The 17243-nt window shown below is 72.3% G+C and carries 19 protein-coding genes; 11 read left to right on the top strand and 8 right to left on the bottom strand.

Features of this window, described 5'->3' with window-relative positions; translation table 11 throughout:
• Positions 1-50: 50 nt before the first annotated feature.
• Positions 51-1490, bottom strand: a complete 1440-nt coding sequence (locus ACQPXS_RS15970; protein ID WP_433449919.1) for an ABC transporter permease — start codon at positions 1488-1490, stop codon at positions 51-53.
• Positions 1491-1690: 200 nt separating this feature from the next.
• Here ACQPXS_RS15970 and ACQPXS_RS15965 point away from each other — a divergent pair, with 200 nt between their 5' ends.
• On the top strand, positions 1691-2950 hold the full coding sequence (locus ACQPXS_RS15965) for a D-alanyl-D-alanine carboxypeptidase family protein (protein ID WP_433449917.1): 1260 nt from the start codon (positions 1691-1693) through the stop codon (positions 2948-2950).
• A gap of 220 nt (positions 2951-3170) precedes the next feature.
• Here ACQPXS_RS15965 and ACQPXS_RS15960 read toward each other — a convergent pair whose 3' ends face one another.
• Positions 3171-3929 carry an SDR family oxidoreductase gene (locus ACQPXS_RS15960; RefSeq protein WP_433449915.1) on the bottom strand — a complete coding sequence of 253 codons (759 nt, stop codon included), beginning with the start codon at positions 3927-3929 and terminating at the stop codon, positions 3171-3173.
• Between the two features lie 96 nt (positions 3930-4025).
• The gene (locus ACQPXS_RS15955) at positions 4026-5039 is read right to left on the bottom strand and encodes a Gfo/Idh/MocA family protein (protein ID WP_433449914.1); all 1014 of its coding nucleotides are present in this window, start codon (positions 5037-5039) and stop codon (positions 4026-4028) included.
• Positions 5040-5172: 133 nt separating this feature from the next.
• Between ACQPXS_RS15955 and ACQPXS_RS15950 the strand changes: the two genes are divergently transcribed.
• From ACQPXS_RS15950 to ACQPXS_RS15930, 5 genes are all read left to right on the top strand, one after another.
• The gene (locus ACQPXS_RS15950; RefSeq protein WP_433449911.1) at positions 5173-6477 is read left to right on the top strand and encodes a multidrug effflux MFS transporter; all 1305 of its coding nucleotides are present in this window, start codon (positions 5173-5175) and stop codon (positions 6475-6477) included.
• Positions 6417-7598 (top strand): serine hydrolase domain-containing protein, encoded by a 1182-nt coding sequence (locus tag ACQPXS_RS15945; RefSeq protein WP_433449909.1) that lies wholly within the window; start codon positions 6417-6419, stop codon positions 7596-7598. Before ACQPXS_RS15950 ends, ACQPXS_RS15945 begins: the two co-directional genes overlap by 61 nt.
• Before the next feature lie 70 nt (positions 7599-7668).
• The gene (locus ACQPXS_RS15940; RefSeq protein WP_433449908.1) at positions 7669-8676 is read left to right on the top strand and encodes a small ribosomal subunit Rsm22 family protein; all 1008 of its coding nucleotides are present in this window, start codon (positions 7669-7671) and stop codon (positions 8674-8676) included.
• Between the two features lie 26 nt (positions 8677-8702).
• A complete protein-coding gene (locus tag ACQPXS_RS15935) occupies positions 8703-9317 on the top strand; it encodes a TetR/AcrR family transcriptional regulator (RefSeq protein ID WP_433449906.1) in 615 nt (204 codons plus the stop codon).
• A gap of 115 nt (positions 9318-9432) precedes the next feature.
• Positions 9433-10161: a bifunctional DNA primase/polymerase gene (locus ACQPXS_RS15930; RefSeq protein WP_365325280.1), complete on the top strand. Its 729-nt coding sequence runs from the start codon at positions 9433-9435 to the stop codon at positions 10159-10161.
• 29 nt (positions 10162-10190) lie between these two features.
• On the opposite strand, the gene ACQPXS_RS15925 is transcribed toward ACQPXS_RS15930, so the two are convergent.
• The 4 genes from ACQPXS_RS15925 to efeO are packed head-to-tail and all read right to left on the bottom strand — an operon-like array spanning position 10191 to position 14420.
• On the bottom strand, positions 10191-11183 hold the full coding sequence (locus ACQPXS_RS15925) for a hypothetical protein (protein ID WP_365325278.1): 993 nt from the start codon (positions 11181-11183) through the stop codon (positions 10191-10193).
• Positions 11143-12015: an iron uptake transporter permease EfeU gene (efeU, locus tag ACQPXS_RS15920; protein ID WP_433449905.1), complete on the bottom strand. Its 873-nt coding sequence runs from the start codon at positions 12013-12015 to the stop codon at positions 11143-11145. Before efeU ends, ACQPXS_RS15925 begins: the two co-directional genes overlap by 41 nt.
• Positions 12016-12018: 3 nt before the next feature.
• A complete protein-coding gene (efeB, locus tag ACQPXS_RS15915) occupies positions 12019-13281 on the bottom strand; it encodes an iron uptake transporter deferrochelatase/peroxidase subunit (protein WP_433449903.1) in 1263 nt (420 codons plus the stop codon).
• A gap of 2 nt (positions 13282-13283) precedes the next feature.
• Entirely contained in the window at positions 13284-14420 is a 1137-nt protein-coding gene (gene efeO / locus ACQPXS_RS15910; RefSeq protein ID WP_433449902.1) for an iron uptake system protein EfeO, read from the bottom strand.
• A 177-nt stretch (positions 14421-14597) separates the two neighbouring features.
• Here efeO and ACQPXS_RS15905 point away from each other — a divergent pair, with 177 nt between their 5' ends.
• The 5 genes from ACQPXS_RS15905 (at position 14598) to ACQPXS_RS15885 (ending at position 16560) form a co-directional block, all read left to right on the top strand.
• On the top strand, positions 14598-14858 hold the full coding sequence (locus ACQPXS_RS15905; RefSeq protein WP_399176331.1) for a type II toxin-antitoxin system Phd/YefM family antitoxin: 261 nt from the start codon (positions 14598-14600) through the stop codon (positions 14856-14858).
• Positions 14855-15100, top strand: a complete 246-nt coding sequence (locus ACQPXS_RS15900; protein WP_433449900.1) for a type II toxin-antitoxin system RelE family toxin — start codon at positions 14855-14857, stop codon at positions 15098-15100. The genes ACQPXS_RS15905 and ACQPXS_RS15900 overlap by 4 nt, the downstream gene beginning before the upstream one ends.
• Positions 15101-15119: 19 nt before the next feature.
• Positions 15120-15590: a hypothetical protein gene (locus ACQPXS_RS15895; protein ID WP_433449897.1), complete on the top strand. Its 471-nt coding sequence runs from the start codon at positions 15120-15122 to the stop codon at positions 15588-15590.
• A gap of 138 nt (positions 15591-15728) precedes the next feature.
• Positions 15729-15923, top strand: coding sequence for a hypothetical protein (locus tag ACQPXS_RS15890; protein WP_433449894.1), 195 nt, complete (start codon positions 15729-15731; stop codon positions 15921-15923).
• Positions 15916-16560, top strand: a complete 645-nt coding sequence (locus ACQPXS_RS15885) for a PhzF family phenazine biosynthesis protein (RefSeq protein ID WP_433449891.1) — start codon at positions 15916-15918, stop codon at positions 16558-16560. The genes ACQPXS_RS15890 and ACQPXS_RS15885 overlap by 8 nt, the downstream gene beginning before the upstream one ends.
• A 7-nt stretch (positions 16561-16567) precedes the next feature.
• Here ACQPXS_RS15885 and ACQPXS_RS15880 read toward each other — a convergent pair whose 3' ends face one another.
• Positions 16568-17215 (bottom strand): heme oxygenase (biliverdin-producing), encoded by a 648-nt coding sequence (locus tag ACQPXS_RS15880; protein WP_433449889.1) that lies wholly within the window; start codon positions 17213-17215, stop codon positions 16568-16570.
• Positions 17216-17243 lie beyond the last annotated feature (28 nt).

The following is a 17243-nucleotide window of genomic DNA, read 5'->3' as shown; positions in this document are numbered from 1 at the left end:
GGGGGAATGCGGGAAGCGGCACCCCGGTTCGAGGGGTGTTCCGGCGCGCGTTACGAGACGCTGCGCAGGGCGTCCGCCGGGCGCATCCGGGACGCGCGCCAGCCGCCCATCGCACCGGCGATCAGACCGCCGGCGACCGCGAGGCCGACGGCGAGCGCGATGGTCGTCACGGACACCGGCGCGGAGAGCGCGATCTCCACGGTGTTCTTCGCCGTCTGCTGCCCGGGACCGCCACCGCCGGGCCCGCCGCCCATCCCGCCGCCCGTGCTGCCGAGCTGCGCGGTGAGCTTCGGGCTGATCGCGGTGACGGCGTAGGCCGCCGCGAGGCCCAGGGCGATGCCGAGGCCGCCGCCGATCAGGCCGTTGACGACGGACTCGCCGACCACCTGCCGGGTCACCCTGCGGCTCGGCCAGCCGAGCGCCTTCAGCGTGCCGAACTCGCGCACGCGCCGGGAGACGGCCGAGGAGGTGAGCAGCGCGGCCACCAGGAACGCGGCGGCGAGCACGGCGATGGACAGCCACTTGCCGACGCTGGTCGCGAGGTTGGAGGCGGTGGACAGCGAGCCGGAGACCGTGGAGGCAAGGTCGGAGGAGGTGGTGACCGTCGTACCGGAGATGTTGCTCTGGATGGTCTTCTTCACGGTCGCGATCTGCTTCGAGTCGGTCGCCTTGACGTAGATCGTGGTGACCTTGTTCTTGGCGTCACCGAGCGACTGGGCCTGCTTCAGCGGCAGGTAGACGTCGGTGGTGGACTCGCTGCTGTCCGGGGTGGCGATGCCGATGACGGTGTACTCGGTGCCGGAGATCTTGAAGGTCGAGCCGGCCTTGTACTTCTTCTCCTTGGCGTACGACGTGCTCACCACCGCGACCTTCGCGTCGGTCTGCGCCGAGGTGAAGGTCTTCCCGGAGGTGATCTTCATCGTGGCCAGCGGGCCGAGGGCCTGGTCGGTGACGTCGACTCCGGCGACCGAGTAGCTGTTGACGTCGAAGTTGGCGCCACCGCCCTGCACCTGCGGCTGGCCGCCGCCGCTTCCTCCGGGGCCGCCCTGCTGCCCGCCGCCGGACGACTGGGCCTTGCCCTGGGTGAAGGAGCCGTCGACCTTGGTGACGTTCAGGGACAGGGCGCCGACCGCCGAGGCCACGCCCTTCTGCGCGGCGACCCGTTGGACCAGCGAGGACTTCAGGGCCTGACCGCCCTGCGTCATCACCCGGTCCGAGCTCTGGCTGGTCTTGCTATCCGACTTCGCGTCGAACTGGAACCTGGGACCCTGTGAGCTGCCCGCCTTCGGCGCCGACCGGGCCTTGGTGACGGTCATGTCGGTGCCGAGGCCGTAGAGCGATTTCAGGACCTTGTCCTGCGCCTGCGTCATGCCGGCCGACACCGAGTTGACGGTGATGACCAGCGCGATACCGAGCGCCAGACCCATCGCGATGACCAGAGCGGCCTTCTTGCGGCGGCTCAGCTCGCGCTTGAGATAGATGCCAAACATCCCGTTCCTCGAAGGTTCTTGGCGCCCGCTGTGGGCGCGGCCACAAGCTAGGGAGGAACCTTTGAGCGGCCCTTGGTGAAGGATGTGTAAGGCCTGAGAAAACCGGCCAACTCATCGGATTTTCATAACGTGGCACATTCCACGGCGCTGGAGGGCCCGCGGTGCGGAATCCGCTGCTGGGCGCGGTGTACCGTCCCCGGGTGCGCGAATGTTCCCGGCTCAGCCGGCGTGCCGTCCTCGGACTGACGGCCGCCGCCCTTCCCCTGTCCGCGACCACTCAGGCCTCCGCCGCGACCGTGATAGGCGGCGAGCAACTGGCCCGTACCGGCGTCCAGGTGCGCGGTGCCTCCGGACTGCCCGAGAAGCTCACCGCCCGCTCCTGGCTGATCGCCGACTGCGCGAGCGGCGAGGTGCTCGCCTCGTTCAACGCGCACCGGCGGCTCGCGCCCGCGTCCACGCTGAAGATGCTGTTCGCGGACACCGTCCTGAAGAAGTTCGACCGCACCCAGCGGTACACCGTCAAGGACTCCGATGTCGCCGACGTCCCGTTCGGCTCCAGCCTGGTCGGCATCAAGCCCGGCATCACCTACACCGTCGAGCAGCTGTGGCAGGGCGTGTTCCTGCGCTCCGGCAACGACGCCGTGCACGTGCTCGCCCACATGAACGGCGGCATCGCCAGGACCGTCGCCGAGATGCAGGCCAAGGCGGAGGACCTGCAGGCCCTGGACACCCATGTGGTCAGCCCCGACGGCTTCGACCACCCGGGCCAGATCTCCTCGGCGTACGACCTCACGCTGTTCGCCCGCCACGGCCTGAAGGACGCCGACTTCCGCGGCTACTGCGGCACGCGGACCGCCGACTTCCCGGCGGGCGGCAAGAAGACCTTCCAGATCCAGAACACCGACCGCCTGCTGACCGGGGCGTGGGGACTGAAGACGTACGACGGCCTGATAGGCGTCAAGAACGGCTACACCAGCCACGCCGGCAACACCTTCACCGGTGCGGCCACCCGGGGCGGACGCACCCTGCTCGTCACCGTGATGCACCCGGCCACCGGCAGCAACGCCGTCTACGAGCAGACCGCCGCGCTCCTCGACTGGGGCTTCGGGCGCGGGCGTTCGGCGCGGGCCGTGGGCACGCTGGTCGATCCGCTCAGCGAGGGCGGGGCGAAGGCGAGTCCGTCACCGGCGGACGGGAAGGCGGCGCCGGCGGCGGTCGGCGCGTCGGAGCCGGGCTCCGGCGGACCGTCCATCGGCCGGCTGGTGGAAGGCGCGGCGGGTACGGCGCTGCTGCTGGCGGCGGCGGGGGCGCTGGTGGTCAGGCGGCGGCGCAGGGCGGTCGCGGCGGCCACGACGGCCGAGGGGGCTGAGACATCCTCGGGGGCCGAGAGGGCCGAGAGGGACCAGGGGTCCGATGGGGCCGCGGGGAACACGGAGCCCGGCGGCCGGCACCGCCGCTGAACAGTGCGGCGGCCGTTCCACCGACCGGCGTGCACCTCGCGTCCCGTCGCGAGGTCCACCCCCAACTCCGGCCCGGTGGAACGGCCGTCGCCTCCCCCCTCGGTGTTGGCCGCGGAATCCATTTGCTCCAACTGTGAAGCTCTCGTGAAGGAAAGTTGAGCACATGGGTCCGACGGGCCGCAACACCGCGGATGTTCGAATTCCGATTGTGGTATAGGGGTCAACCCCGCCCGATGTACGGCATCGCCGTCGCCAGCACCGTCGCGAACTGCACGTTCGCCTCCAGCGGCAGCTCGGCCATGTGCCGCACGGTCCGCGCCACGTCGGCCACGTCCATCACCGGCTCCGGGGCCATCTCGCCGTTCGCCTGCAGCGCGCCGGTCTGCATGCGGGCCGTCATGTCGGTCGCCGCGTTGCCGATGTCGATCTGCCCGACGGCGATGCGGTACGGCCGCCCGTCCAGGGACAGCGACTTGGTCAGGCCGGTCAGCGCGTGCTTGGTCGCGGTGTAGGCGACCGAGAGCGGACGGGGCGTGTGGGCGGAAATGGACCCGTTGTTGATGATCCGGCCGCCCTGCGGATCCTGCTCCTTCATCCGCCGGTACGCGGCCTGGGCGCACAGGAACGCGCCGTTGAGGTTGGTGTCCACCACGTGCCGCCAGGCGTCGTACGGCAGTTCCTCGACCGGCACCCCGCCCGGCCCGAAGGTCCCCGCGTTGTTGAACAGCAGGTCCACCCGCCCGAACCGGTCCACCGTCGCCGCGAACAGCGCGTCCACGTCCTCGGGCCGGGACACGTCGGTGCGTACGGCGACGGAGGCGCCCTCCGGCACCAGCGCCGCCGTCTCCGCCAGCGTCTCGGTGTGCCGGCCGGCCAGCGCCACCGACCAGCCGGCGCGCAGCAGTTCCACGGCGACGGCCCGCCCGATGCCGGAGCCGGCGCCAGTCACCACCGCGATCTTCGAATGCCTGTCAGTCATGGCACCGCAGCGTAGGCGGCGAGTCCGCCATGCGGAATGCCATGTCCGCCATACGGTTATCCGAGGGTGACGGTCACCGCCGCCCGGGATACCGGCTCACACCGTCACCGCGACCGCGTCTCCCGGGTACCGCACCCCGATCCGCTCCCGCACCGCGTCCAGCGTCCGCATCACCGCCAGCGAACCCTCCAGCGGCACCAGCGGCGATTCCTTCTCGCCCGCGCGCAGCGCCCGCATGACCTCGGCCGCCTCGTGGCGCAAGGTGGTGCGCGGCCCGTCGGCCGGGTCGGCGGCGAACTCCTCCGGCTCGCTGCCGTCGCGGTGCAGCACGAACCGCTCCGGGTGGAAGAAGCCGGACGGCACGTCGATCCGGCCCCGCGAACCGGTCACCGAGGCCGTGCCGCCCGTACCGCCGACGATCGAGCAGTGCAGCGCTGCCATCGCCCCGCTCTCCCAGGACAGCACCGCGCCCGTCTGGAGGTCTACGCCCTCCGGCGACAGCAGCGCGCTCCCCGCGACCGCGTCCGGCTCACCCAGCAGCAGCTGAGCGAACGACACCGGGTAGACGCCGAGGTCCAGCAGGGCCCCGCCGCCCAGCGCCGGATCCCGCAGCCGGTGCGCCGGCGGAAAGGGTCCGGCGAGCCCGAAGTCGGCCTGCACGGTGCGCACGTCGCCGATCGCCCCGTCGTCCACCAGCGCCTTCAGCCGCCGTACGAGCGGGTTGCAGTACATCCACATCGCCTCCATCAGGAAGCGGTCGTGCTCCCGCGCCAGCGCGACGAGTTCCTCCGTCTCGCGCAGGTTCAGCGTGAACGGCTTCTCGCACAGCACGTTCCGCCCCGCCTCCAGGCACAGCCCGGCCGCCGCGCGGTGCGCCGAGTGCGGAGTGGCGACGTACACGACATCGATGTCGGGGTCCGCCGCGAGCGACTCCCAGTCGCCGTACGCCCGCTCCGCCCCGAACCGCTCCGCGAACGCCTGCGCCGACTCCCGGCGCCGCGAGGCCACCGCGGCGATCTCCGCGTCCGGGAGATCCACCAGGTCCGCCGCGAACGCCGCCGCGATCCCGCCCGTCGCCAGGATCCCCCAGCGCACCTTCCGCTCCTCCATCGCCCCGCCCCTCGGTCATGTGTGCCCTGGCAGTGTGTACGAGCTGAGAGCATAGGTGCCGGTCGTTCTCGGCAGGCGGCCGATGCCCAGGGGATTCCCAGCAGGCGGCCGTTTCACCAAGGGGAGGGGACAGATGCCCGAGCACGCGGCGGCACCGACACCGGACACCCACCACTCGTCCACTTCGGCCCGGACATCCGCCGCCGGCCGCCGCACCGGCCTGCTCGTGACGCTCGTGCTCGGCGGCCTCACCGCGACACCCCCGCTCGCGATGGACATGTACCTCCCGTCCCTGCCGGAGGTCACCCGCTCCCTGCACGCGCCCGCCGCCACCGTCCAGCTCACCCTCACCGCCTGCCTGCTGGGCATGGCCCTCGGGCAGCTGGTCGTCGGCCCGATGAGCGACCGCTGGGGCCGCCGCCGTCCCCTGCTCGCCGGCCTCGCCGTCTACCTCCTCGCCACCGCCCTGTGCGCGCTCGCGCCGAACGTCGAGACGCTGGTCGCCTTCCGGCTGGCCCAGGGCCTCGCGGGCGCCGCCGGCATCGTCATCGCCCGGGCCGTCGTACGCGACCTGTACGACGGCGTGGCCATGGCCCGCTTCTTCTCCACCCTGATGCTGGTCTCCGGGGTCGCGCCGATCGTCGCGCCCCTGATCGGCGGGCAGATCCTGCGGGTGACGGACTGGCGGGGCGTCTTCGTCGTCCTGACGGTCGTCGGCGTGCTGCTGGCCGCCCTCGTCTTGCTGCGGCTGCCGGAGACGCTGCCGCCGGCGGAACGGCATGACGGGGGAGTCCAGGCGGCCCTGCGCGCGATGCGCGGCCTGCTCGCCGACCTGCCCTTCTCCGGCTACATGCTGGCCGGCGGCTTCGCCTTCGCCGCGCTGTTCGCGTACATATCCGCCTCCCCGTTCGTCATCCAGGAGATCTACGGCGCCTCCCCGCAGACCTTCAGCCTGCTGTTCGGTCTCAACTCGGTCGGCCTCGTGGCCGCCGGGCAGGCCAACGGCAAGCTGCTGGTCGGCCGGGTCGCCCTGGAGAAGGTGCTGGCCTGCGGCCTCGCGGTGATCGTGCTCGCCGCGACCGCCCTGCTGCTGATGTCCACCGGCGCCCTCGGCGAGGTCGGTCTGCCGCCGATCGCCGCCGCGCTCTTCGTCCTGATGTCCGCCATGGGCATCACCCTCCCCAACGCCCAGACCCTCGCCCTGCTGCGCACCCGGCACGCCGTCGGCTCCGCCTCCGCCCTGCTCGGCACCTCCTCCTTCCTCGTCGGCGCGGTCGCCTCACCGCTCGTCGGCGTCGCCGGGGAGCACACCGCCGTGCCCATGGCGGTGGTCCAACTGGTGGGAGCACTGGTCGCGGCGGCCTGCTTCATGGGAATGTGCCGTCCCTGGAGCACACGTGGGAACACACGTGCGGGGTCGGAGGGAGACGAGAACTGAGCGCACCGAGACTGCGCGCCGACACACCGGAACGGGCCGGGCTGGACCCCGTGGAACTCGGGCACCTGGTCGGCGAGGTGCACGCCCTCACCGCCGGAGACCGCCCCTGGGCGGCCGGCGCCGTCGTGCTGGCCGGCCGCGGGCCCGTGATCGCCGTGGCCGAGGCCGCGGGCTGGGCCGTCCGCTACTCCGGCTACGACCGCGAGACCGACAACGGTGTCGAACTGCCGCCCGCCGCCCGGGTCCCGGCCACCCTCGACACGCCCTTCGACCTGGCCTCCCTCACCAAGCTGTTCACCTCGGTCGCCGCGGTTCAGCAGATCGAGCGCGGCACCCTCGGCATGGACGCCCGGGTCGGCGACTACCTGCCCGACTTCCACGCCGCCGCCGCGCACGGCATCACCGTCCGGCAGCTGCTCACCCACACCTCCGGGCTGCGCCCCGAGCTGCCGCTGTACGACTGCCCCGACGACGCCTCCCGCCTGGCCCTGCTGCGCGCCGAGGCCCCCACCGGCGAGCCCGGCCGGTACCTCTACTCCGACCTGAACATGCTGCTGCTCCAGTCCGTGCTGGAGCGCATCACCGGCCGGACCCTCGACGTCCTCGTGCGGGACGGCATCACCCGGCCGCTCGGCATGACGGCCACCCGCTTCGGGCCCTGCCCCGGCGCGGCCGCCACCGAGGACCAGCGCCGGCCCTGGGCCAAGGCGCACCGGGGGATGCTGCGGGGCGTGGTCCACGACGAGAACGCCTGGGCGCTGGGCGGCGTGGCCGGGCACGCCGGGCTCTTCTCCACCGCCCGCGACCTGGCCGTCTTCTGCCGCGCCCTGCTCGTCGGCGGCTCCTACGGCCCGGGCCGCATCCTCGGCCCCGACTTCGTCGAGCTCCTGCTCACCCCGCCGGGGCTGGGCTTCGCCGTCGACCAGCCGTGGTTCATGGGCGAACTCGCGGGCCACGGGGCGGCGGGCCACACGGGCTTCACGGGCACGTCGCTCGTCCTCGACCCGAGGACCGACACGTTCCTGATCCTGCTGGCCAACACGGTGCATCCGCGGCGCAGACCGGCGGACAGCGGGCCGAGGGCGAGACTGGCGACCCGCCTGGCGAGGGCGGTGGTCTGACCCGCGGCTCCCGCCCGGTGTCCGGACCCGGCAGGGCCGGCCCGGACACCGGGCGCCATAGAATCTCCGGGTGAACGCCCCCGTACCACCGGCCGAAGCCCTCCGCCGAAGCCTCGCCGACCTGCTCGACGGACTCCCGCCCACCCAGGCCGCCGGCGCCGTCGACAGGCTCATCGCCAGCTACCGGGGCGACACCCCGACGCACGCCCCGATCCTCCGCGACCGCGCCGACGTCGCCGCGTACGCCGCCTACCGCATGCCCGCCACCTTCGAAGCGGTCCACTCGGCGCTGGAGGCGTTCGCGGCGACCGTCCCCGACTGGACGCCGGGCAGCCATGTCGACGTCGGCGGCGGCACCGGCGCCGCCACCTGGGCCGTCACCGCGACCTGGCCCGGCGAGCGCGGCGTCACCGTGCTGGACTGGGCCGAGCCCGCGCTCGCCCTCGGCCGGGAGATCGCCGCCGCCAACCCGGACCTGCGGGGCGCCCGCTGGCAGCGCGCCCGGATCGGCGCCGACCTCAGCCTGGACGACACCGACCTCGTCACGGTGTCGTACGTCCTCAACGAGCTCTCCGAGGCCGACCGCGCCGCCCTCGTCGACGCCGCCGCGGCCGCCGCGCAGGCCGTGGTGATCGTGGAGGCCGGCACCCCGGCCGGCTACGCCCGCGTCATCGAGGCCCGCGACCGCCTGATCCGCGCCGGGCTGCACGTCGTCGCCCCCTGCCCGCACAGCGCCGCCTGCCCCATAGAGCCCGGCACGGACTGGTGCCACTTCTCCGCCCGGGTCAGCCGCTCCTCGCTGCACCGCCGGGTCAAGGGCGGCACCCTGCCGTACGAGGACGAGAAGTTCTCCTACGTCGCCGCCACCCGCCTGCCCGCCGCGCCGGCCCCCTCCCGGGTGATCCGGCGCCCGCAGATCCGCAAGGGCCAGGTGCTCCTGGACCTGTGCGAGACCGGCGAACGGCTGGCCCGTACGACGGTCACCAAACGCCACGGCCCCCTGTACAAGGCGGCCCGGGACGCCGAGTGGGGAGACCCGTGGCCGCCGAAGGGTTCCCCCGAGGAGCCGTCCGCGTAGCCGGCGCGGCTTGTTAGCGTCGGGCCATGGTCAAGCAGCCCGCCCCCGACGCCACCCGCCGCAGCGACAAGTCCCGCAGAGCGATCTACGCCGCCGCCCTCGCCCTCGTCGGCGAGGTCGGCTACCCGAGGACCACCGTCGAGGGGATCGCCGCACGCGCCGGCGTCGGCAAGCAGACGATCTACCGCTGGTGGTCCTCCAAGGCGGACGTCCTGCTGGAGGCGTTCCTCGACCTCGGCGAGCGGACGGCCCGGGCGGCGGGGCAGGAGCCGTACGCCATCCCGGACACCGGGGATCTCGCCGCCGACCTCAAGGCGGTGCTGCGGGCCACGGTGGACGAGCTCCTCGACCCGCGCTTCGAGGTGCCGGCGCGGGCGCTGGCCGCGGAGGGGCTGCTCAACGAGCAGGTCGGGCGGGAGTTCGTCGAGAGGCTGCTGCAACCACAGCTCCAGCTGTACGCCGACCGCCTGCGCGCCGCGCAGGACAGCGGGGCGGTACGGGGTGACGTCGATCCCCGTATCGCGCTGGAACTGTTCGTTTCACCCCTCGCACAGAGGTGGCTGCAGCGGACCGGGCCGATCTCGTACGACTACACGGACACCCTGGTCGGCTACGCACTGCACGGAATCGCACCGCGTTGATCGGCCCACCCGCCCCCCGTCCCGGTCGGCTTCCCGCCCTCGGCAGCCACCCCGAAGCGCACGAAGATGGGACGATAGGGCACACTGTCCGCACACCAGCGAGGCGAGGGGATAGATGAGCGCGACGTTCGGCGGCCGGTCCGGCCGGCAGGGCAAACTCTCCCAGTGGCTGCTCGGACGCCGCCCGAAGGAGGCCGCCGACGACGGGGGCCGTGAGACCGTGCTGCTGGCCGCCGCCGCGGCGGGCCTGCCGCTCGCCCCCGCCGCGCACCCCGCCCCCGGCTACCGCTGCTCCTGCGACCGCGTCGGCTGTCCCACCCCGGCCCGGCACCCGGTGTCGTTCGCCTGGCAGACGCAGTCCACGACCGACCGCGCGCAGATCGAACGCTGGGCCCGGCACCAGCCGCAGGCCAACTTCATCACCGCGACCGGCATGGTGCACGACGTGCTCGACGTCCCCCTGGAAGCCGGCCGGGAGGCCCTTGAGCGGCTGCTCGGCTCCGGTGTCGAGGTCGGACCCGTCGCCGAGAGCGACGACGGCCGCATGCTCTTCTTCACCCTCACCCGCGGCACCCCCGAGGACGAGGACGAGTGGTGGCCGTGCGAGCTGGACTGCCACCCCGAGACCATGGACGAGCACCCGGGGATGCGCTGGCACTGCCGGGGGTCGTACGTGCTGGTGCCGCCCGCCCGGCTGCCCGGTGACGACCAGCGGGTGCGGTGGGTGCGGGGGCCGGAGCACGCGCTGCCCGATCCCCTGAGCCTGCTGGAGGCGCTCACCGACGCGTGTGCGCGGTACGCCGACTCCGGTCATCAGGGCGCCGCCTGGCCGTTGCGGCACTGAGCGCTGCGCGGGGTCCCGGGCGCGCTGTGCTACTCGCCCTGCGCGGATGTGAGACCCGGCACCCGCCCCAGCACCGCCACCTTGCCGCTGCCCGCCGGGTCGAGCGCGACCTCCCCCGACATGAACTCCAGCGTCAGGGACTGCTTCACCTCGCCCTTGGTCAGTGCCTGGACGTCCTTGCCCTGAGGGGGCACCGTCGTGCCGGTGGCGGCGGTCTGCTTCTCGTAGTGGTGGGTGGTGAAGAACACCAGCGCCCCGCCGTCCGCGGTGCGCAGCGCCAGCGGCGCGTAGCCGCCGTTCGTCAGCGGACCGTCGATGAACTGGGTGACCAGGCCCGGCTTACGGGCCCGCTTGGCCCGGGCGGCACGCTCGACGCTGGTGTACCTGCCGTCGGCGAAGGTCTGGCCGCCCTTGTTCAGGTACGTCGCGTACTCCTGGCTCAGCTTTCCGGGCGCGACGGCGAGTTGCCGGGAGCCGGCCGGCACCGCCTCGGCCCAGCCGTCCTTGTCCGTCTTGAACTGCGGTACGGCGCCGGGCGCCACGAGGGTGACATACGCCACCCGCCAGCGCTCGCCGAGGTCGCCCCGGGTGAACACCATCAGCCAGCGCACCGTGCCGGTCTTGTTGCCCTGGGCGTCGGCGACGAACCAGCGCGGCCAGCCTGCCTTCTCGGGGATGGTGATCTTCACGTCCGACAGCTTCAGCGGCACGTGGTCCGGGTTGCCGGACGGGCTGTTGGCCTGCCCCGCCTTCAGCCGGGCGGCGGTGATGTCGCCGAACGGACCGGTGATATAGGGCGCGTCCAGGGAGTTGTCGTAGGCCTTGTCGGCCTTGTTGTACGCGGTCGTGAACGCGGTGAGCGCCTTGGCGGCCTCGGCGCGGGTGGCGGCGGGGAGCACCTCGCGCTCCCCGTGCACCACCACGCATCCGCTCGCCGTCAACGACAAAGCGGTCAGCGAGGCCGCTATGAGTGCGTTCCGGTCACGCCTGCGGAGCCTGCGCGGGCTGCGATCCCTGCTCATCGGATCCCTTCACCTTCCCCTTTCCGGAGGCGAACCCTACCGGGGCGAGGAAGATCGCGAGCGTCGGGATCAGGTACAGCAGCCACACCGTGACCTGGAGGACGGTCGGGTCGGGCTGGAAGTTGAACACGCCCTTCAGCAACGTCCCGTACCAGCTGTCCGGCGGAATGGTGCCGCTGATGTCGAAGGCCAGGTGGGTCAGGCCGGGCAGCCAGTCCGCCTCCTGCAGGTCGTGGAAGCCGTACGCCAGCACGCCCGCCGCGACCACGACCAGCATGCCGCCGGTCCAGGTGAAGAACTTGGCCAGGTTGATCCGCAGGGCGCCCCGGTAGAACAGCCAGCCGAGCAGGACGGCGGTGGCGAGGCCCAGGGCCACACCGATCAGGGGGCGCGGGGTGCCGTCGGAAGCGGCGTGCACCGACGCCCACACGAACAGCGCGGTCTCCAGGCCCTCCCGGCCGACGGCGAGGAAGGCGGTGGCGACCAGCGCGCCGGTGCCCATGGCGAGGGCCGCGTCCAGCTTGCCGTGCAGCTCCGACCTCAGGTGCCGGGCGGTGCGCCGCATCCAGAACACCATCCAGGTCACCAGTCCGACGGCGATGACCGAGAGCGAACCGCCGAGCGCCTCCTGCGCCTCGAACGTCAGCTCCTGGGAGCCGAATTCGAGGGCGCAGCCGAAGCCCATCGCGATGGCGATCGCGATGCCGATGCCGATCCAGATCGGCTTCAGCGCGTCCCGGCGGCCGGTCTTGACGAGATAGGCGATCAGGATGCAGACGACGAGCGACGCCTCGAGCCCCTCGCGCAGGCCGATCAGGTAGTTGGAGAACACGGGCTAGGCCTCCTTGGAGAACAGCGAGCGGCCCCACCAGTCGCCGGAGTCCCGGACGCCGGGCGGTATCGCGAAGACCGCGGAACCCACGTGCTGGATGTACTCGTTGAGCGCGTCGTGCGCGGACAGCTTGCGCTGCAGCGGGATGAAGCCCTGCCGGACGTCCCGCTGGTAGGCCAGGAAGAACAGTCCGGCGTCCAGCCGGCCGAGGCCGTCGGTGCCGTCGGTGAAGGAGTAGCCCCGGCGCAGGATGGTGATCCCGTTGTTGGAGTCCGGGTGTGCGAGGCGCACATGCGCGTCGGGCTTCATCGCCTTCAGGAACGGCGCGTCGTGCTCCTTGGCCTTGCCGACCGGCGCGCCCTCGCGCTTGTCCCGCCCGAACACGTCCTCCTGCTCCTGGAGCGAAGTGCGGTCCCAGGTCTCGATGTTCATGCGGATGCGCCGGGCGACGAGGTACGACCCACCGGTCATCCAGGCGTCCTTGTCGCCGGCATCCCCGTCGCCGACCCACACGAACTTCCGCAGCCGGTCGGTCTCGGTGCCCGCGATGTTGCGGGTGCCGTCCTTGAACCCGAAGAGGTTGCGCGGGGTCTGCGCGTCCGGGGTGGTCGAGGAGGTCTTGCCGAAGCCCAGCTGGGACCAGCGCACGGCGACCTTGCCGAAGCCGATGCGGGCGAGGTTGCGGATGGCGTGCACGGCGACCTGGGGGTCGTCGGCGCAGGCCTGGATGCACAGGTCGCCGCCGGTGCGCGTCTTCTCCAGGTTGTCGCCGGGGAACTTGGGCAGGTCGACCAGGGCCTCCGGCCGGCGGTCCTCGAGCCCGAACCGGTCGAAGAGCGACGGCCCGAAGCCGATGGTGAGGGTCAGCCGGGACGGCTTCAGCCCCATCGCCTCTCCGGTGTCGTCCGGCGGGGCCTCGGCGAGCCCGTCGAAGGCGCCCTCGCCGACCGGCTTTCCGGCGGTCATCCGCCGGGCCGCCGCCGTCCAGTCCTTGAGCATCCGGACGAACTCTTCGCGGTCGTCGGTCTTCACGTCGAACGCGGCGAAATGCAGCCGGTCCTGCACCGGGGTGGCGATGCCGGCCTGGTGGGCGCCGTGGAACTCCACCGCGCCGCCCGCCTCGGCGGCCGCCGGGTCGGGGTCGTCGCCGGTCCTGGCCATCGCCACGGCCCCGCCGGCCGCGGCGGCGCCGAGCGCGAGTCCGGCACCGCCCCAGCCGATCAGTGCGCGGCGGGACGGACCGCTTCCGTCGGTGTGCTCGGTCATGGCTACTTCACCACCGCGGCGGCGAGCTTGGACAGCGGCTCGGCGAGCGCGTTCACCGCGTCCGACAGCTCCTTGCGCTGGTCCTTGGTGACCTTGTCGTAGGAGACGAAGTCGTACGACGTCCTGTCCGAGCGGTAGGTGTCGAGCAGCGCGTTGAGCGCGGTGAACTGCTTGTCCAGTTCCCTGGTCAGCGCCGGGTCGTTCTCGGCGGCGACCGGCTTCAGCAGCTCGTACGCCTTCTGGGCGCCCTCGACGTTGCCCTTGAAGTCGACCAGGTCGGTGTGCGCGTAGCGGTCCTCCTCGCCGGTGACCTTGCCGGTGGCGACCTCGTCCAGCAGCTCCTTGGCGCCGTTGGCCATGGAGGTCGGGGTGATCTCGGCCTTGCCGACCCGCTGCTGCCAGTCCTTCAGGTCGGTCACCAGCTGGTCGGCGAGCGCCTTCTCCTCGGCACCGATCTTCCTGTCCTGCCAGAGGGCCTTCTCCAGCCGGTGCCAGCCGGTCCACTTCTGGCCGTCCTCCAGGCCGTCCTCGCGGACGTCGACCTTCGGGTCGATGTCGCCGAAGGACTCGGCGACCGGCTCGGTGCGCTCCCAGCCGAGGCGGGAGAGTCCGTAGGCCTTCTTCGCGGCGTCCAGGTCGCCGTCCTTGACGGCCTTGGCGAAGGCCTCGGCCTTCGGCAGCGTCTCGTCGGCCTGGTCCTGGGCGTACGTGCGGTACTGGGCGACGGCCGTGTCCAGCTTCGGGTCCCGCTTGGCCGTCGTGCCGCCACCGGTCACGGTGAGCTTCTGCCGGACGCCGTGCCCCTTCATGCCCGGGCGGCAGGCGATCTCGTACGAACCCGCCTTCACCTCGGCGGTCAGCGTGTACTTGGTGCCCGGGCCGATGTTCTCCTTCTCGGAGACGATCCGGTCGTCCGGGAACAGGATCTCGACCTCGGTGGCCTTGGAGCCCTTGTTCTCTATCTTCAGCGTGACCTGTCCGGCGGGGACCGACTTCGCCGAGGTGTCGCACTTCGAGTCGGCCGCGGTGACCTGGACGGCGTCACCGTCCTTGGCATCGCTCTTCGCGGTGCAGGCCGTAAGGGCGGTCAGAGCGGCCACCGTGGTGGCGGCGGTGACGGTCAGTCGGACGGCTCGCATGCGGGCTCCTGGCGGATCTCGTTTGGTGAGGCTGCCCTAACTTACCTTAGCCTTACCTGGCTCATATCTTTCGGGGTCGTGATTCAGGTCTCAACAGCGTTCATGCGACCGACAACGCCGCTGTGTGCGAAAGGTGTTCGATGGGCGAGAGGTGCACACTTCTGTAAGGTGGTGTGCATGACGGAGTTGACGTACTCGATCGTCGAAGCCCGTGCCCGCCTGGGTGCCATCGCGCGCACGGTCAGCGCCACCCGCGAACCGGTCGCCATCACCGACCACGGGCAGACCGTCGCGATACTGATAAGCCCCGCCGACGCCCTGGAGCTGGAGGAGCTGCGGGCGCTCGCGGCGTATCGTGCGCGCCAGGCCCGGGCCGAGGACGCCGGTGTCCCGCACGACGAGGCCTATCGGCGCGTGTTCGGCGAGGGTGAGGCGTGAGGTACGAGGTCATCTGGGAGCCCGAGGCCCTCGTCCAGGCAGAGCGCTTCGCCAAGGACGACCCGCATGGGGTGCGGCAGGTGTTCAGCGCCGTCGACCGTCTCGGCGACAACCCGCGGCCCGATGGCGCGTTCGGCGGCGCGGACCTGCTGCGCATCCACGTCGGCCCCTACCGCGTGATGTACGAGGTCGGCGACCGGCAGATCCGCGTGTCCGTGATCCACCTCGGGCGCGTGCGCTGACGGTGGGAGGGTGGCCGGCATGGGGAGCGCGCGCAGGGAACTGTGGGGAGCCGGTGGCCTGGTGCTGGATGTGCGGCAGCGTCCGGGACCGCCGCCGCTCCGCTTCGAAGCGGCCGACGGCGGCCGGATGCTGCTGCGGCAAGGCGGGCGCGTCGTACTGCTGGGCCGGGTCGAGGAGTGGAACCAGGGCGTGTACGTCAGCCGGTACGACGGCTACCGCCCACCCCTCCCGCCGATCGGCTCGGCGCTGATGCGCAGCCATGCCAACTGGGTGCACACCTGTGCCCGATGGCTCGAGCAGGCACCCGAAGGCCCGTTGCACGACTCCCGCCGGCTGCTCGGGGTGCGCACCGCCTTCCCGCCGTACGTCTGGCACGGCGAGGACTTTGTCCGCGACTGGCCCCACTGCCACCTCGACTGGTCCGCTGCCGGCCGGCACGGCGTCGTCCCCCTGCGCCCGCTCTCTCGTCCGAGGACGCGCCTCGGGTGAAGGCCCATCGCAAGCACGCCCGGGCCGGCACCCTGGCGCCGGTTCTGCTGTGGTGGGTCACCGCCCTCGACGGCTGGCTGCTCCTGGACGGCCACGACCGGGCCGTGTCGGCGCTCGCGGAGGGGCTGACCCCGCCCTGTGTGGTGCTCACCCGGGTGCCGGTCCACCCCCGGCGTCGAGCGGCAGCGGGAGACCACGCTGCGGGCGTACGCCGGCACCCTGTCCTCGCTGCCCTACGAGCCGGCGCGCACCTACTCCTGGCCCCTCCCCGGCGGCACCCCCGCCTGGGACGCGCTCGCGGCTGCCGCGATGTTTCAATTCCCCCGTGACTGACTACGACGTGCTCCGCGTCTTCTGCGGACCGAACGGCGGCTACGGCAACGAACTCGGTGTCGTCCGCGACGGCTCGGTGCTGCCCGAGCGAGCCGACCGGCAGGAGCTCGCGGCCAAACTCGGCTTCAGCGAGACCGTGTTCGTGGACGACCCCGAGCGCGGCATGATCGACATCTACACGCCCACCCTGCGGCTGCCCTTCGCCGGTCACCCCTGCGTCGGCACCGCCTGGCTGCTCGACGTGCCCGAACTGGTCACGCCCGCCGGAGTGGTCGGCGCCCGCCTGGACGGCGAGTTCAGCTGGATCGAGGCCCGCGCGGAGTGGGCGCCGCCACGCACCCTGCGCCAGTACGGCACGGCGGATGAGGTCGAAGCCCTCGACGTGCCCCCGCCGGGGGAGTGGATCTACGCCTGGGCCTGGGAGGACGAGGCGGCCGGCCGGATCCGCGCCCGCGCCTTCCCCGGCCGGAACGACGGGATCGACGAGGACGAGGCCACCGGCGCCGCCGCCCTCCTCCTCACCGACCGACTGGGCCGCGCCCTGAACATCACCCAGGGCAAGGGCTCCCAGATCCTGACCGCGCCCCAGCCGGAGGGGTGGGTGGAGGTGGGGGGCCGGGTGTTCCTGGAGCGCTGACCGCCCCCTAGGCGCTCAGCGGGAACTCGTCCCCGAGTGCCCTGAACACCGCGGTGTTCAGGGCGAAAGCCCGCCTGCACTCCCCGACGACCCGCTGCTTCTCCAGGTCGTCCACCGGTATCCCGTCCAGCAGCTGCCGGTAACTCCGCTTGAACGCGGCCGGGTTGGGGACGCCCTCGAAGACGTAGAAGCGGACGCCGTCGCCCTTCCTCCCGAACCCCCAGGTCTTCTCCGCCCGGTCGCGGATGATCTGGCCGCCGGACAGGTCGCCGAGGTAGCGGGTGTAGTGGTGGGCGACGTAACCGCCGGGCCAGCGCTCGGCGCACGCGCGGACCCGGGCCGCGTACTCCCGCGTGGCGGGCAGGGCGCTGAGGCCCGCCCGCCATCCCGGCCCGCGCAGATGCGCCAGGTCCCGCTCCAGCGCGGCCAGCCGGAACAGCTCGGGCCGGACGAACGGCCCCGCCACCGGATCCGCCGCCAGCCGCGCGGCGCCGCTCTCCAGCGCCTCGTACACGAACCACAGCTGCTCGGTGTAGCGCGCGTAGGCGGCCACGCCCAGCCGGCCGCCGAGCAGGTCGCTCATGAAGGCCGACGTCTCCGCCTCCGTGTGTGCCTCGTGGGACGCGGTGCGGATGAGGGTCGAGAAGGTGTCCATGAAGCCGTCTCCGCATCTTGCCGACAGC

This window comes from Streptomyces sp. CA-142005 (assembly GCF_050942335.1).
Taxonomy (GTDB): domain Bacteria; phylum Actinomycetota; class Actinomycetes; order Streptomycetales; family Streptomycetaceae; genus Streptomyces.
Note: the sequence above shows the minus strand (reverse complement) of the source record. Positions and strands in the feature narration are given on the sequence as shown.